11 protein-coding genes are annotated in these 12,891 nt (G+C 46.5%); 4 read left to right on the forward strand and 7 right to left on the reverse strand.

Translation table 11 applies throughout. From position 1 onward, the window contains the following. Positions 1–6: 6 nt before the first annotated feature. Positions 7–573 (reverse strand): hypothetical protein, encoded by a 567-nt coding sequence (locus OP864_RS12690; protein ID WP_270098537.1) that lies wholly within the window; start codon positions 571–573, stop codon positions 7–9. Beyond that, on the reverse strand, positions 566–925 hold the full coding sequence (locus OP864_RS12695) for a VOC family protein (RefSeq protein WP_270098538.1): 360 nt from the start codon (positions 923–925) through the stop codon (positions 566–568). The genes OP864_RS12690 and OP864_RS12695 overlap by 8 nt, the downstream gene beginning before the upstream one ends. A 274-nt stretch (positions 926–1,199) precedes the next feature. Between OP864_RS12695 and OP864_RS12700 the strand changes: the two genes are divergently transcribed. Beyond that, positions 1,200–2,870 (forward strand): peptidase S8, encoded by a 1,671-nt coding sequence (locus OP864_RS12700; RefSeq protein ID WP_270098539.1) that lies wholly within the window; start codon positions 1,200–1,202, stop codon positions 2,868–2,870. Positions 2,871–3,094: 224 nt separating this feature from the next. On the opposite strand, the gene OP864_RS12705 is transcribed toward OP864_RS12700, so the two are convergent. Together OP864_RS12705 and OP864_RS12710 are read right to left on the reverse strand one after the other, a co-directional pair. Continuing rightward, positions 3,095–4,021: an alpha/beta fold hydrolase gene (locus tag OP864_RS12705; RefSeq protein WP_270098540.1), complete on the reverse strand. Its 927-nt coding sequence runs from the start codon at positions 4,019–4,021 to the stop codon at positions 3,095–3,097. A gap of 20 nt (positions 4,022–4,041) precedes the next feature. After that, positions 4,042–4,650, reverse strand: coding sequence for a TetR/AcrR family transcriptional regulator (locus OP864_RS12710; RefSeq protein WP_270098541.1), 609 nt, complete (start codon positions 4,648–4,650; stop codon positions 4,042–4,044). A 272-nt stretch (positions 4,651–4,922) separates the two neighbouring features. Here OP864_RS12710 and OP864_RS12715 point away from each other — a divergent pair, with 272 nt between their 5' ends. Then, a complete protein-coding gene (locus OP864_RS12715; protein ID WP_270098542.1) occupies positions 4,923–5,354 on the forward strand; it encodes a hotdog fold thioesterase in 432 nt (143 codons plus the stop codon). A gap of 75 nt (positions 5,355–5,429) precedes the next feature. Continuing rightward, positions 5,430–7,604, forward strand: a complete 2,175-nt coding sequence (gene metG / locus OP864_RS12720; protein WP_270098543.1) for a methionine--tRNA ligase — start codon at positions 5,430–5,432, stop codon at positions 7,602–7,604. A gap of 251 nt (positions 7,605–7,855) precedes the next feature. Here metG and OP864_RS12725 read toward each other — a convergent pair whose 3' ends face one another. From OP864_RS12725 to OP864_RS12735, 3 genes are all read right to left on the reverse strand, one after another. After that, positions 7,856–8,503, reverse strand: a complete 648-nt coding sequence (locus OP864_RS12725) for a thioredoxin family protein (RefSeq protein ID WP_015693502.1) — start codon at positions 8,501–8,503, stop codon at positions 7,856–7,858. Between the two features lie 236 nt (positions 8,504–8,739). Further along, positions 8,740–9,021: a hypothetical protein gene (locus tag OP864_RS12730; protein WP_015693504.1), complete on the reverse strand. Its 282-nt coding sequence runs from the start codon at positions 9,019–9,021 to the stop codon at positions 8,740–8,742. 265 nt (positions 9,022–9,286) lie between these two features. After that, the gene (locus tag OP864_RS12735; protein WP_015693506.1) at positions 9,287–10,168 is read right to left on the reverse strand and encodes a phosphatidylserine decarboxylase; all 882 of its coding nucleotides are present in this window, start codon (positions 10,166–10,168) and stop codon (positions 9,287–9,289) included. Between the two features lie 200 nt (positions 10,169–10,368). On the opposite strand from OP864_RS12735, the gene OP864_RS12740 reads away from it, so the two are divergent. Then, the gene (locus tag OP864_RS12740; RefSeq protein ID WP_270098544.1) at positions 10,369–12,879 is read left to right on the forward strand and encodes a CHAT domain-containing protein; all 2,511 of its coding nucleotides are present in this window, start codon (positions 10,369–10,371) and stop codon (positions 12,877–12,879) included. Positions 12,880–12,891: the final 12 nt, after the last annotated feature.

The following is a 12,891-nucleotide window of genomic DNA, read 5'->3' on the forward strand; positions in this document are numbered from 1 at the left end:
TGAAACTTAAATGAGTCGAATATCAGCGAGCTTTTTTTCTCGACAAGAGATGACTAAACTATACTCTGCAGCCCCCTCAAATTTGCTTTTTTTCTGGGCAAAAATTACCCAAACGGGCTCCTTAATAGGGTAGAGGTTCGCATCCAATAGCCATTCGGGCAGCCACTGTCCATGCCCGCTCAACTGCGCCAAAGGCTGATGCTTACTTAAGTAAATTTGGGCAATATCTTGGGCCTCTTCAAAGCTCAGCAAGTAGCGGTCGAGATAGGGCCGCAGCTCTTGGGCCAGCTCTTTGGGGGGCGGAGTTTGGCAAAACAACTGGATGTATTCTTCTAGTTCTTCGGCTGTTTCGCCAAGGCTAGGAAAAAGAAGCTCTTCGAGCTCGGCCCATTGCCGCAAAATGCGGCAATGCTCCGCCCGCAAGTACAAAATGGCCTCCCCCTTTTTTATGCTTTGCAGATAGGGCGCCAAGAGATAAAAAGCCTTGATCAGCTCGCCATGATGCGATTGAATATGGGCCAAAAAGTAGTCTTGGCAGCTTTGGTCCCAAACGTATCGAATAGGCCTAGACATGCGGGCTGGCTTGTTCTGACCAAACGGCCAATTCGTTGCCGCTGGGCTCTATAAAGTGAAAACGAGCCCCGCCAGGAAAAACAAAAATATCTTGGCTGATTTCTCCCCCTGCAGCCTCTACTTGGGCCAAACAAGCAGGCAAATCTTCGGCATAAAGGACCAAGAGGGCGCCCCCAGATTTTACCGAAGAGGCTAGGGGCGCTTTATAAAATCCCCCCTCAAAATTAGTCGCAAAAAAGGCCGTATAAGCTGGACCATAGTCCTCAAAACACCACTGAAATACCTTATGGAAAAAGGCTTTAGTGGCCGCTAAGTCTTTGGCAGCAAATTCTATATAAGCAGGTTTTGACATATGTTTATCAGTTAATTTGTATTTTTTTTACTTTAAAAAAAATAATTTATGTAGATAGAATATTCTTAATTTTTGACCTAAAATATAGGCAAAGGCCTATTTTATGCGGCTTATGAAGCAATTGCTAATGCTTTCTTGTGACAGTTATTTTTATCTTAAGTTGTTGGTTTGTAGTGATTTATGAAACAAAATTAAAAACTTGCCGTAAAAGACATACATACCCCAAAAATGGATGATTACAACAAGGTTTTTTTCACCTCAAAAAACCTAAGATATGAAATCCCCAATCTTAGCCCTTCTTTTTTTGGCCCTTCCCCTTTTTCTTTGGGCCCAAAAGCCAGTATCTACTGGCGGCACGCAAACTTCATTGAGCTGTGTCGGCTGCTTTGTCAATCAAGCCGAAATGGCCTTTGATGCGAGCACGAGCACGGCTGCCTTAATCGACCCCAGCGCTCTGCCTCTTTCGACAGTTGGCTACGTTTCTCAAGATTATTCTTTTGCGGCCCCCTTAGCGGTGGGCTCAGAACTTCGTCTAGACCTCGCTTTTAGCGATAATAGCATTCTAGCAGGTCTTTTAGGAACTCTAGCCAATGGCCTAGTTTTCGACCGCCTAGAAGTTGAGTTGCTCAACGGAACAACTGTCGTGAGTACCTATGGCGGTAGCTCCGGAACCTCTTTGGCCGAGCTAGATGTGGTTGATGCGGCTAGCTCTAGATTTAATTTGCTCATTCAGATTCCAACGGCTAATGTCGATGGGATCCGCATCCGAACAGGCGCCTTAGTTTCTTTAGGTCTTGGTATAACACCTTCAGCCCTAGAAGTCTATGATATTAAGGGCATGCCTACCAACCGCTACTACGCTAGCCGATTTACCGGAAACTCTGGCCAAAATGGCCTTGCTCTAACTCTTTGCCTCAGTTGTGGAGTTTTCAATGAGGCGCATGCCGCTAGCTTAGGAAATGACCCTAACTCTCAGTATGCACAAATGCGCTGGGACATTGGCCTCAGCCTCTTGGGTACCGAGTACCAATATGTCGAGTACGATTGGGACGCTAGCCCTAATACCGACTTTTTAGGCGATGCCGATGGTACCCCCGATGCGGTCCTTGTTCAGTTGCAGGAGGTTGCCCTAACCGATTTAGACCTAGATTTAGGCAGCAATCTTTGGGATAATAACGGCTTGGCCCTAATGGTGCAGTATACTGATGGCAGCAGCAGCCTGCTCGATAATAGCTCTCCTCTTTTGTCCGCTAATTTGTTAGGAGCAGGCTCTGGCCGATTTCAACTGGTCCTCAATATTCCCACAGGTAAAACCCTAGAGCGCATTGAGGTCCGCAGAAATGCCCCCACTTTAGGCTTGCTCACAGAGCTCCGTATTTATAATATTTATACGGCCACTCAGGCAAGCCTGCCCCTCAAGTTAACCGATTTTAGACTAGAAAAAGACCTCTCCCAAGGGATTTTCTTGCAGTGGCAAACAGAAAGTGAGTACGATATGAACCAAATTGTGGTGCAACGAGCTGATGACGATATGTTCTTTGAGGACCTTTATTCCCTAAGCGCCCAAAATGACCCGCATCAAAGCGCAAATTATGAGTTTGTCGATAAACAGCCGCTTTGGGGCAATAATTATTATCGCCTCAAGTTTATCGGCTTTGCCGAAAACGACATTAGCTACTCAACCGTTAAGGTCGAAAATTGGCAGCAAAATAAAAGCTTTACCCTCTATCGCCAAGGAGATTATCTCCGCATCCAAAAGATGGAGCAAGACCGCAAAGAATTGCTCCGATTAGAGGTCTATAGCCTTCAGGGCCAATTGTTGCTGCAGCAAAATTTTGCTCATGCACAAGCCGAATTAAATACGGCCGATTTGCCCAAACTCTTTCAACTACAAGTCGTAGGTGAAGGACAAGCTTACTACCAAGAGCTCATTCCAAATCCTTAGGAATAGCTCCATGTCACTCCTTTTTAGACGCTCCCTTTTTTAGGGGGCGTTTTTTTTGGGGCTGCCCACTCGCTTCGCTCGGGTCGGGCTGTTTCGCAGCTCGCTGTTCGCTCGGCCCTGCGCAAAATTTCGCTGTGCTCATTTTGCTTGGTCTGCGGCTTCGCCGCCCTGCTGTCCATCCCTCAGCCTGCGGCCCTTCGGGCCTGTAGGAGGCAGGTTTGGACCTAATTGGCCAATGCCTTTTTTCTTCTGCCCACAAAATTACTCACTACTTCAACCACCTCTTTGTGGCGAAAATGACGAGAGTGCCCTCCATGTCGACCATAAAAGACTTCTACTTTATCCCAACCCGCCGCCAGGGCCCTGATCTTTTCAAAACTAGCCACCTCATCTAGCTCGTCATGCACCAAAAGGATCTCCTCTACAGGCAGTTTATAGCGCTGCTCATACATATTGTATTGCGAAATATCCCAGTCAATTTGTCCTTGGATTTTATTAAATATTTTGCGAAAAAGCGCATCGGGTACTTGCATGAACTCCTTGAAAGTTAGAAAGAAATGATAGGGAATAGGATAGGCGCCCATCATTACTAATTTTTGGATATGGACCTCTTTTCGCTCTTCTAGTCCCGCAAAAAAGGAGGCACAAGCCCCCAAAGAATGCCCAATCAAGGCATACACTTCTTTCTCTTTGCGAAGCAGCTCTTTTAGACCCATCATAAAAATGGGCAAATTACTCCTTTGTCCAGCCGCCGCCCCATGAGCCGCAAAATCAATAGAAATGATGCGGTAATCATCAGATTGGGCCAAAAGGGCTTCTATGAGCCGCTTGAAATCGGGCGTCATGCCCTCCCAACCATGGGCCAAAATAATGGTTTTTGGTCCTTCCCCCCATTCAAACAAACAGTATTCATGGCCCTCTACCTCAAATCGGCTTTTGTTTTTGGCCGTAGCCAAAAACTCCTTATGCCAATCCTTAATTTTACGAGGATTGGGCCGAGTAAAGAGCTTCCAAAATAACTTTGTAGAATAATTGGGGGCAAAACTGCCCAAATGGCGGAAATAAAAGCGCAAGGCTTTTACGGCTAAGGGCAATTCTTGCTTTTTGTAAAAATTACCCAATTCTCCAGCTGGCTGTGCTTGTTGTTCCATAATATACCGATTGGTTTTATTTATTGTAGGGGAGCAGGGGATAGCTGACAATCTCTGAGTATTTCTTGGGCCAAATCTGTGGCATCCAGTAAATATTGGCTGTTGTTTAGACTAAGCGTCATGAAAATAGCGCCCTCTAAAAGGGAAAAAATCTGCCGACTAATTTTTTGCTCATCTAAGTTGGACCGAAACTCTCCGGCTTGCATAGCGGCTAAAATTAGGCGGCGAATATGACTTTCTAGTTTTTTAATCACCTCGACTACTCGGGCCAAAAATTGAGGATGTTGTCCCTGGGCATCTATCCCCAAATTAAGAATAGGACAACCCCCAAAAGGGATGGCGAAATGGTGGTAATCCTGATAAAATTGGAGAATAGCCGCTAGTTTATCGCTAGGTCGATCTTCGGCATCAACCCTTTTCATGATGGCTTGGCTAAGTTGGCGCAAGTTGTAATTAAAGGCCGCTAGGGCCAATTCTTCTTTATTTTGGAAGTGGCCATAAATGGCCCCCTTGCTTAGTCCTGTGGCTTGGCAAAGGTCTGTTAAGCTGCTGCCGATATAGCCCTGTTGGTTAAAAATAGGAGCCGTTGTTTCTATAATATGTTGCCTTGTTTTGGCCGATTTTTTCATGGCTGTTGTTGCTTATACTGTAAAATTACAAAAAATACCGATTGGTTTATTTATCTTGCGACGGATTAATGTTTTTTTAATCCTAGGCCACTATTGGCCCAGCGCTGCGCAGCGGTGGCCGAAGGCCAGACCGAACAAAACGAGCCTTGGCGAAGTTTTGTGAAGGGCCGAGCAGACCTGCGAGCCGCGCAGCATAGCGGCGGCCGACCTAGCCGAAGGCTAGCCGGCCGCGGGCCCCAAAACAGCATTATATCAATCAAATATTTACAGTTATGTCTATTTGGAGAAGAACAGCCAGCCTGGCCCAGCTCAATCAGTTATCGGAAAATACTGTGGTGAGTTATTTGGGTATTGAGTTTATAGAAATTGGGGAGGATTATTTGAAGGCCAGAATGCCCGTGACGGCCAATCAGGTGCAGCCAGCGCGGATTTTGCATGGGGGAGTTTCTGTTGTTTTGGCCGAAACGCTGGGGTCTGTGGCCTCGGTCCTTTGTATAAATGAGGATAGTGGAAAGCAGCCCGTGGGTTTAGAAATCAATGCCAGCCATTTGCGTTCGGTGCCTGAAGGAGGCGAAGTAGTGGGAATTTGTCGCCCGATTCGCATTGGTCGTCAGGTTCATTTTTGGGCGATCGAATTGCAGGACCAAAAAGAGCGCCCCATTTGTAGTAGCCGCCTTACGGTCATGCTAAGAGATGCTAAATAAGCCCCTTGAAAAGCCCTTTTTTAAGGGCTTTTTTTTATTTTGGCGCCCTTGATTCGAGACTTTACAAAAAGAGATATGTCAAAGAAATATACCCTTACTGCAGCCCTTCCTTATGCTAATGGGGCCTTGCACCTTGGCCATTTGGCGGGGGCCTATTTGCCTGCCGATATTTATGCCCGTTTCTTGCGCCGACAAGGCAAAGATTTGGCCTTTGTTTGTGGTTCTGATGAGCATGGCGCAGCCATTACGATTCGGGCCAAAAAAGAGGGGCGGAGTCCTCAGGAAATTATTGACCATTATCATGCACTCAATAAAAAAACCTTTGAGCAGCTCGGTATTTCTTTTGACATTTATCATCGGACGAGTAGTGAGCTGCACCATAAAACGGCCCAAGATTTCTTTTTGCAGCTGTTGGAAAAAGGCGATCAGTTTGAGCAAAAGACCACAGAGCAATATTATGATGAAGACTTTAAGCAGTTTTTAGCCGATCGTTATATTCAGGGGACTTGCCCTAAGTGTGGACATGAGGAAGCTTTTGGCGACCAATGCGAAAAATGTGGCTCTACGCTTTCGCCTACAGAATTGATCAATCCAATTTCTACGATGAGTGGAAAAACGCCTGTGCTAAAGGAAACTACGCATTGGTATTTCCGTTTGGACCAGCATGAAGCTTGGCTCAAAGAATGGGTGGAAAAAGGGCAGGTCGATGGCCAGCAATTGCATGATCCCAGCCAATGGCGCAAGCATGTTTTGGGCCAATGCCTTTCTTGGATCGAGGGCGGCCTACAACCCAGAGCCATTACTCGCGATTTGGATTGGGGAATCAAATTACCCATTGAAAATGCCGAGGGCAAAGTGCTTTATGTTTGGTTTGATGCCCCCTTGGGCTATATTTCGGCCACTAAGGCTTGGGCCGAGGAGCAAGGCAAAAATTGGGAAGATTACTGGAAAGGAGAGGATACCGAATTGATCCATTTCATTGGAAAAGACAATATTGTTTTCCATTGTGTGGTTTTTCCCGCCATGCTCAAAGCGGCAGGCGATTATGTTTTGCCAAAAAATGTTCCCGCCAATCAGTTTTTGAACTTAGAGGGCAAAAAGTTTTCTAAATCAAGAGGTTGGGTGATTGAGCAGCATCAATATTTGCAAGACTTTGCCGAATTTCCCAATAAGGAAGATGCGCTGCGCTATGCCTTGATTCGCAGCTTGCCCGAAAACAAAGATGGCGATTTCAAATGGGAGGAATTTGTGGCCCTACACGATAATGAGCTAGCCGATAACTTGGGGAACTTCTTCAACCGAGTGCTCAGCTTTATTAAAAAATATAGTGCGGGCAAATTGCCTGCGGCCGATTTAGATTTGCTGATTCAGGGATCTGAGGTGGGCAGTGAAAGCAGCTACAAAACGTTTTGCCAAACAGAAATCCTGCCTTTGGTAGAGCGTTTGGAAAAAGAAATCATGGCTTTTGAATTGCGCCAAGCCATTCAAACGGTCCTAGAACTCTCTCGTTTGGGTAATGGAATGTTCCAAAATAACTCGCCTTGGAAAGTGGCCAAAGAGAACCCCAAAGCGGCAGAAGTGCAAACCGTTTTGGCCCTTGGGGTACAAATTGCCGCCTGCCTCAATATCTTGCTAGAGCCATTTTTGCCTTTTGTCGCCAAGAAAATGCAAGAGCTCCTCAACTGGTCAGCGGATTTGGATTGGGAGGGCTTGAAAGCAAAATTGGCTGAAGGCCAAAGCCTTTTGGCTGTGGGCCATGCTTTGGCAGAACCCAAAGTCATCTTTGCCAAAATCAATAATAAGAAAGATAAGCGCTGGTCCGATTTGATTGCGCAACAAGAGCAGTTGTTGCAAGATCGGCTCAAAGCTTTAGAGGCGGAGGCCAAGCGCAAAGCCCAAGAAGAAGCCAACCAAAAGCGTTTGCCCGAGATCGAGTTTGATGATTTTACAAAGGTAGAAATGCGCTTGGCCAAGGTGATCTCGGCCAAAAAGGTGAAAAAAGCAGATCGATTACTGGAAATTGAGGTAGACTTGGGCGGAGAAAAACGAACCGTAGTTTCTGGCTTGGCCAAATTCTATACGCCCGAAGAGCTCTTAGGCCAACAGGTGGTGATGGTGGTCAATTTGAAGCCTAGAAAACTCAGAGGAATTGTTTCGCAAGGCATGATTTTGACAGCTGAAAATCCAGATGGTAGCCTCTCTTTGCTCCAACCCTGGAAGGACATGCAAGATGGCGCCTTGATTAAATAGCTTCCGTTTTTGCATCTAGAAAGGCGCAAAGCGCCTTGGCTGAGGGATGGAAAGTGGGGCGGCGAAGCCGCAGACCCAAGTTTTTGAGCGTAGCGAAAAAAACTGCAGGGCCGAGCAGACCTGCGAGCCACGACAGAGCCCGACCCAAGGCCAAAGGCCGAAGGGGCAGCCCCAAAAAAAGAAAACATAAAAAGCAAAAGGGCAATCAGCGAAAAAACTGATTGCCCTTTTTAGTTTGCTTGGTCCATCTCTTAGCGTTGGACTGTGCTTTTGTATTCTTGTTGGAATTGTTCCCAGGGGGTTTTTTTGTAGTGATCCTCGGCCAAATAGTGTAAAATAGTATCAAAAATACCGACCTCTAGATAGCCCGGAATGCGTTGAATGAGCTGAAAGTCCTCATTGAGAAAAACCACCGTAGGGTAGCTCATTTTGCCATCTAATAAGACGGCGGCCAGCTGGTGGTAGCCTCTGCGGCCCTGGGGAATATACTTAAAGGTATTGCCCGCAAAGAGAATATCTTCTCGGTATTCGGCATCTAGTTTTACTGGATAAAAGTTGTTGTTGAGATAGGCCGAAATTTCTTTTTGCTGAAAGGTATTTTTGTCCATTCGCTTACACCAGCCGCACCAATCCGTATAAATATCGATGAAGATTTTTTTGCCTTTCTGGCCAGCGGCCTTATCGGCTTGGAGTTGAGCAACGGCCTGCTCATAAGTCATCCAATTGACATTAGACAAAGGGCTTTCTTCTTCGGTTTCCTCGCTTTCTCCTCTAAAGCTTTTCAGCTCAAAGGTAGCGCTATCGGCAGATTTAGAGCTAAGGTTTTGGGGCGTACTGGAGCTACAAGCGAGGTAGATTCCAGAAATAGAAAGAACTAAAGTAGTGGCAATTCTGAACATATAACAAATTATATTTTATAGACAGCTTGCTGTCTTAATTGGGGGAGGACAAGACTATTGGAGCAATAGTTTTGTTTGCTGACAACACAAGAACGCAAGAGTTTTGCCCTTAGATGAATGTCCCGCAAGCTTTTGTTTATATTTAACAGAGCTCAAGATTAACAAAAGAAAGGCCAATAACAAAGCCCCCTTTTCTCTATCCTGAAAAAAGGGGGCTTTTCCAAAAGTAGCCAAGCTTACTTTTTGGTCCGCTCATATTGGTTCATAAACATAGCCGTATGCGCCAAAAAACGCTGGTCGGTAAATTTCTCTGCCAAGGTCTTATTAAGGAGCTCCTTGCTGCTTTCTTCCATGGGCTTTTGCTCTAGGGCAGTCACCACATCAGCCTCCAAACGAGTCTTTAGTTTGCTCCAGTAAGACTTTACATGAGGGTTAATCATGCTGCCGTTAAACTGCTTATTGAATTCCATCAAAAGGATATCTACCAACTGTTCTAGGTCCTTTGTATAATCGGCCATTACTTTAAATTTATGGGATAAATGAGAAATAGTGTTTAAAATAGCATGCTAAAACTACAATCTATTTCCAAATTTTCAAAACGCATAGGGGCAAAAAAAGTGAGCAGCTACTTTCCCCAAAGTAGCTGCTCTGTAATCCCCATGATTTACCCCAAACTTAATTGAAGTTAGAGCAAGTATTTCTTTTTGCTCTATTGCAAATCTACAGCAAGAAATAACTTTTTTTCTAGGCCATTTGGGCAAAATCTAAATTTAGGTATTATACTTATTTCCCAATTTGCTCGCCCATCCGAACCGCGGTTTCCATCCCTCTACGGCTGTTTTCCAATAAATCTGCACTCAATTCAAATTGCCCCGGCTCTAAAAGCATAACCACCGTAGAGCCCCCAAAGGCAAAATAACCCATTTCTTGCCCCTTTTCTAGCTGGGCATTGGGCGGATAACTAAAATGTATGCTGCCCACCATGGTGGCCCCCACCGGAGCCAACAAAATATCGCCCCGATCAGCCGTTTTTAGAATACTATAGGCCCTTTTGTTTTCGCAAAATACTTTCACAAAATTCCTCGCCAAAGCATAAGGCGAAACCGAATAGTAACGCCCCATAATCTGCTGGGCCTCCTCAGCCTGCCCCGCATAGGGAAAATGATAGCGATGATAGTCATGCGGCGCCAAGCGAATGATCAATAAACTCCCCTTGGCATAACGCTCCGCCAAGGCTTCATCGCCCAAAAAACGCTTCAAATTAAAGGCCTGCCCCTTCACAAAAAAAGCACGCAGCTCATCAATATGCTCAAAAGCAAGCAGTTTACCATCGGCCGGAGAAACCAAACCCTCCCCAATAGGCCGAGCCGAAGGGTGTAGCTTTCGACAAAAAAATGCATTGAAATTTTCAAATTCCTCCACGCTCCGCAGCGCCTCGCTCATATCAATGTTATAAGCGGCCACAAAATCAGCAATCTTTTTCGCCGATTTCTCCTTGTCCATCCGTCGACCATACCAAGCCGACAAAAATTTTCTGCGCACCAATAACTCTAAGGGCAGTTTGCCCAACGGACTCTGATACAAAAACCGAATGTATTTTTCCGCCGGCGGCCGCTCCTCACAAAGCGCTCCCGTTTTGCGGTCTATATATTGTATTCCTTGCATGCTCTCTTTTTTTGACTATTACTTATCTTTTGGGGCCTCCGCTGCGGCTTCGCCTTGCGGCGCTACGTTTCGCAGCTCGCAGGTCTGCTCGGCCCTGCGGCAGCAGAGCTGCCTGGGTCTGCGGCTGCGCCGCACTGCTGCACATCACTAGGCCTGCGGCGGCTTCGCCGCCTGCTTTCTCCAATTACAGCAAATCACCTATGAAATTACTCTTCCCTTTTGTTTTCTTTTTTCTCCCTTTTGGCCTTTGGGCCCAGGTAGAGGACCTACAGCAACAAGCTCGGCAAAAATGGAGTTTGGGCCAAGAAAAACAAGCTTTTTTTCTGGCCCACAAAGCCCTCAATGCCACAAAAGACCAAGCCAATTCGGCTCACTACAATAGCCTGCTGCTGCTCTTTGAACTGCATTTTGAATTGGGCCATATCGAACAAGCCCGACAGTATGGCGCTCTGGCCCTACAACTAAATGAACAAGCAGGCTTCCGCTTGGGTTCAAGCCAATTGCTCTATAAGCAGTTGGCCCGCCTAGAACAGCTCGCTGGCCAATATGAAGCCGCCGAGCTCTTTCTGATGCAGGCCCAAGAACAACTCCCGCCCTTGCTCGGCCCACCTAGCCTCGACCGCCTGCAGCTCCTAGCCCAATTGGCCGAGGTCTATCAGCTTAAAGGACAGTTGATGGCCGCTCAGCGAATTTATGACAAAATTTTGCAGCAAAAAAATATCCCCTTAGCAGAAAATCTCCAATGGCGCTATGCAGCCGCTATCTTGGCCCAAAAAAATAAGGAGGGCCAAAAGGCCGAAAGACTGTTCCAAGAGGCGCTAGCCCTTACTGGCCCCACTACCGCCTACCAAAGAGAAGTCCTAATGGCCGCCCTGGCCCAAAATGCCTGGAAAATGGGGAAAAACAGCCTGGCCAAAAAACGCTATGAAGAACTCTACCAAAATCGAAAAAAGAATTTGGGCCAGGATCATCCCCTCACGCTCAGCCTAGCCGGAGAAATGGCCTATTTCTATGAAAGTCAAGGCCAATTGGATCAAAGCGAAACCCTCATGCAGCTTTATATCCAAAACCTGATCCAAGAGATTGATGAATTGGCCCAATATAGTAGCTACCAAGAGTTTTTGCGGCTCCAACAAAGCTTCGCCCCCGAAATTAACCGCTTTACCGCTTGGGTGAGCAGACATCCCCAACAAAAATGGCTCAAATGTTTGGCCCAACTCCAATTAGCCGCCCAAGCTAGGGGCCAAGAGGAGGCCACCGCCTTTAGACAAGCCCTAAAATCCCTAAGGTCTCCCCATTTAATAGACCTCAAAATGGATTGGGCCGAAGCCGTAGAAAAGCTGGCGCATAGTTATCGCCTCAGTAAAAAAAAGGCGGCCCACCGCTTCCAACAAGCCGAACAAAAAGCAGCCGTAAAAGCATTAGAAAAAGAACTAAAGGCCGCCCTTCGCCAAAATGATATCCCCTTTTTAGCCCAAAATTATACCCTAGAACAACTACAAGCCCAATTAGATAGTACCGAAATGGCCATCAATATTTTACACTATCAAGACCATAATGGCCAAGCTTGGCTAAGCGATGCTAAGTTTGCCGCCCTGATCTTTAGCCAAGATAGTCTGCTCATTTGGCAAGAGCTCTGTACCGAAGAAGCCATAGCGTCTGTCTTATCACATATCTTTAGACTCAAAACAATAAAGGATATTAACCGCAGCTATTTGTCTATTCCCGGACTAAGCCAATTGTTAGATAAAAAGCTTTGGCAACCCCTGCGCCCACATCTAGCAGATAAAAACCGCCTGCATTTCCAATTGCCCGCCATCTTGCAGCCGCTTTCTTTTGAAGCCATTCTGCAAAGCCATAATGAACGTTACCTCATAGAAGATTATGAACTGCATTATTATAGTAGCTTTCATAAATTAAAAAAACAGCCCCAGTCTTATGTTAGCAAACAAGCCTTTTTAATGGGGGGAGTGGATTTTGGCCTCAAACCCAAACGTAGCCCCTGGCTGCCTTGGGATCCCCTGCCCGCTAGCCTAGAAGAAGTAGAGGATTTAGAAGTGGCCCTATATAATGCCGCCTGGGAAAGCGATAAATTGACCCGCGGCTCGGCCAATGAAGTACACTTTTTAAAACTGCTGCAAGAAAAGCGTTTTCGCCTGATTCATCTGGCCACTCATGCCTACTTTTTTGAACGCCCAAAAGAAGGCGATGAAGGCGGAATTTTCTTTGAAGAAAGTAGCCGACAACTTAGCCTAGAAAAACAATTGATCCAAGAGGAAGAACAAGCCCTGATGCGCTCGGGTTTGGTCTTTGCCGGGGCCAACCTGAGCTGGCAAGGCCCCGCTAGCAGCTCTATGGCCGAAGCCGACGGCATTCTCACAGCCCTTGATTTACTCAGCCTAGAGCTAGAAGGCTGCGAACTGTTGGTCCTCTCTGCCTGCCAAACCGCCCTAGGCGAAATGACTAGCCAAGAGGGCCTGCTCGGCCTGCCCACCGCTTTTCAGCAAGCGGGAGTAGACTATTTTATGGGCAGCCGCTGGAGCGTGAACGACCAAGTTACGGCCCTTTTTATGGAGCTGTTTTATGAGGCTTATCTCGCAGGAGATTCGCCCCCCATCGCTCTGCGAAAAGCCCAGTTGGCCCTGATGAAAAAAGAAAAAGGACGCTATGCCCACCCTTATTATTGGGCAGCTTTTCAGTTGTTGCGCTAGTTTGCAGGGGAC

This window comes from Saprospira grandis (genome assembly GCF_027594745.1).
GTDB lineage: Bacteria > Bacteroidota > Bacteroidia > Chitinophagales > Saprospiraceae > Saprospira > Saprospira grandis.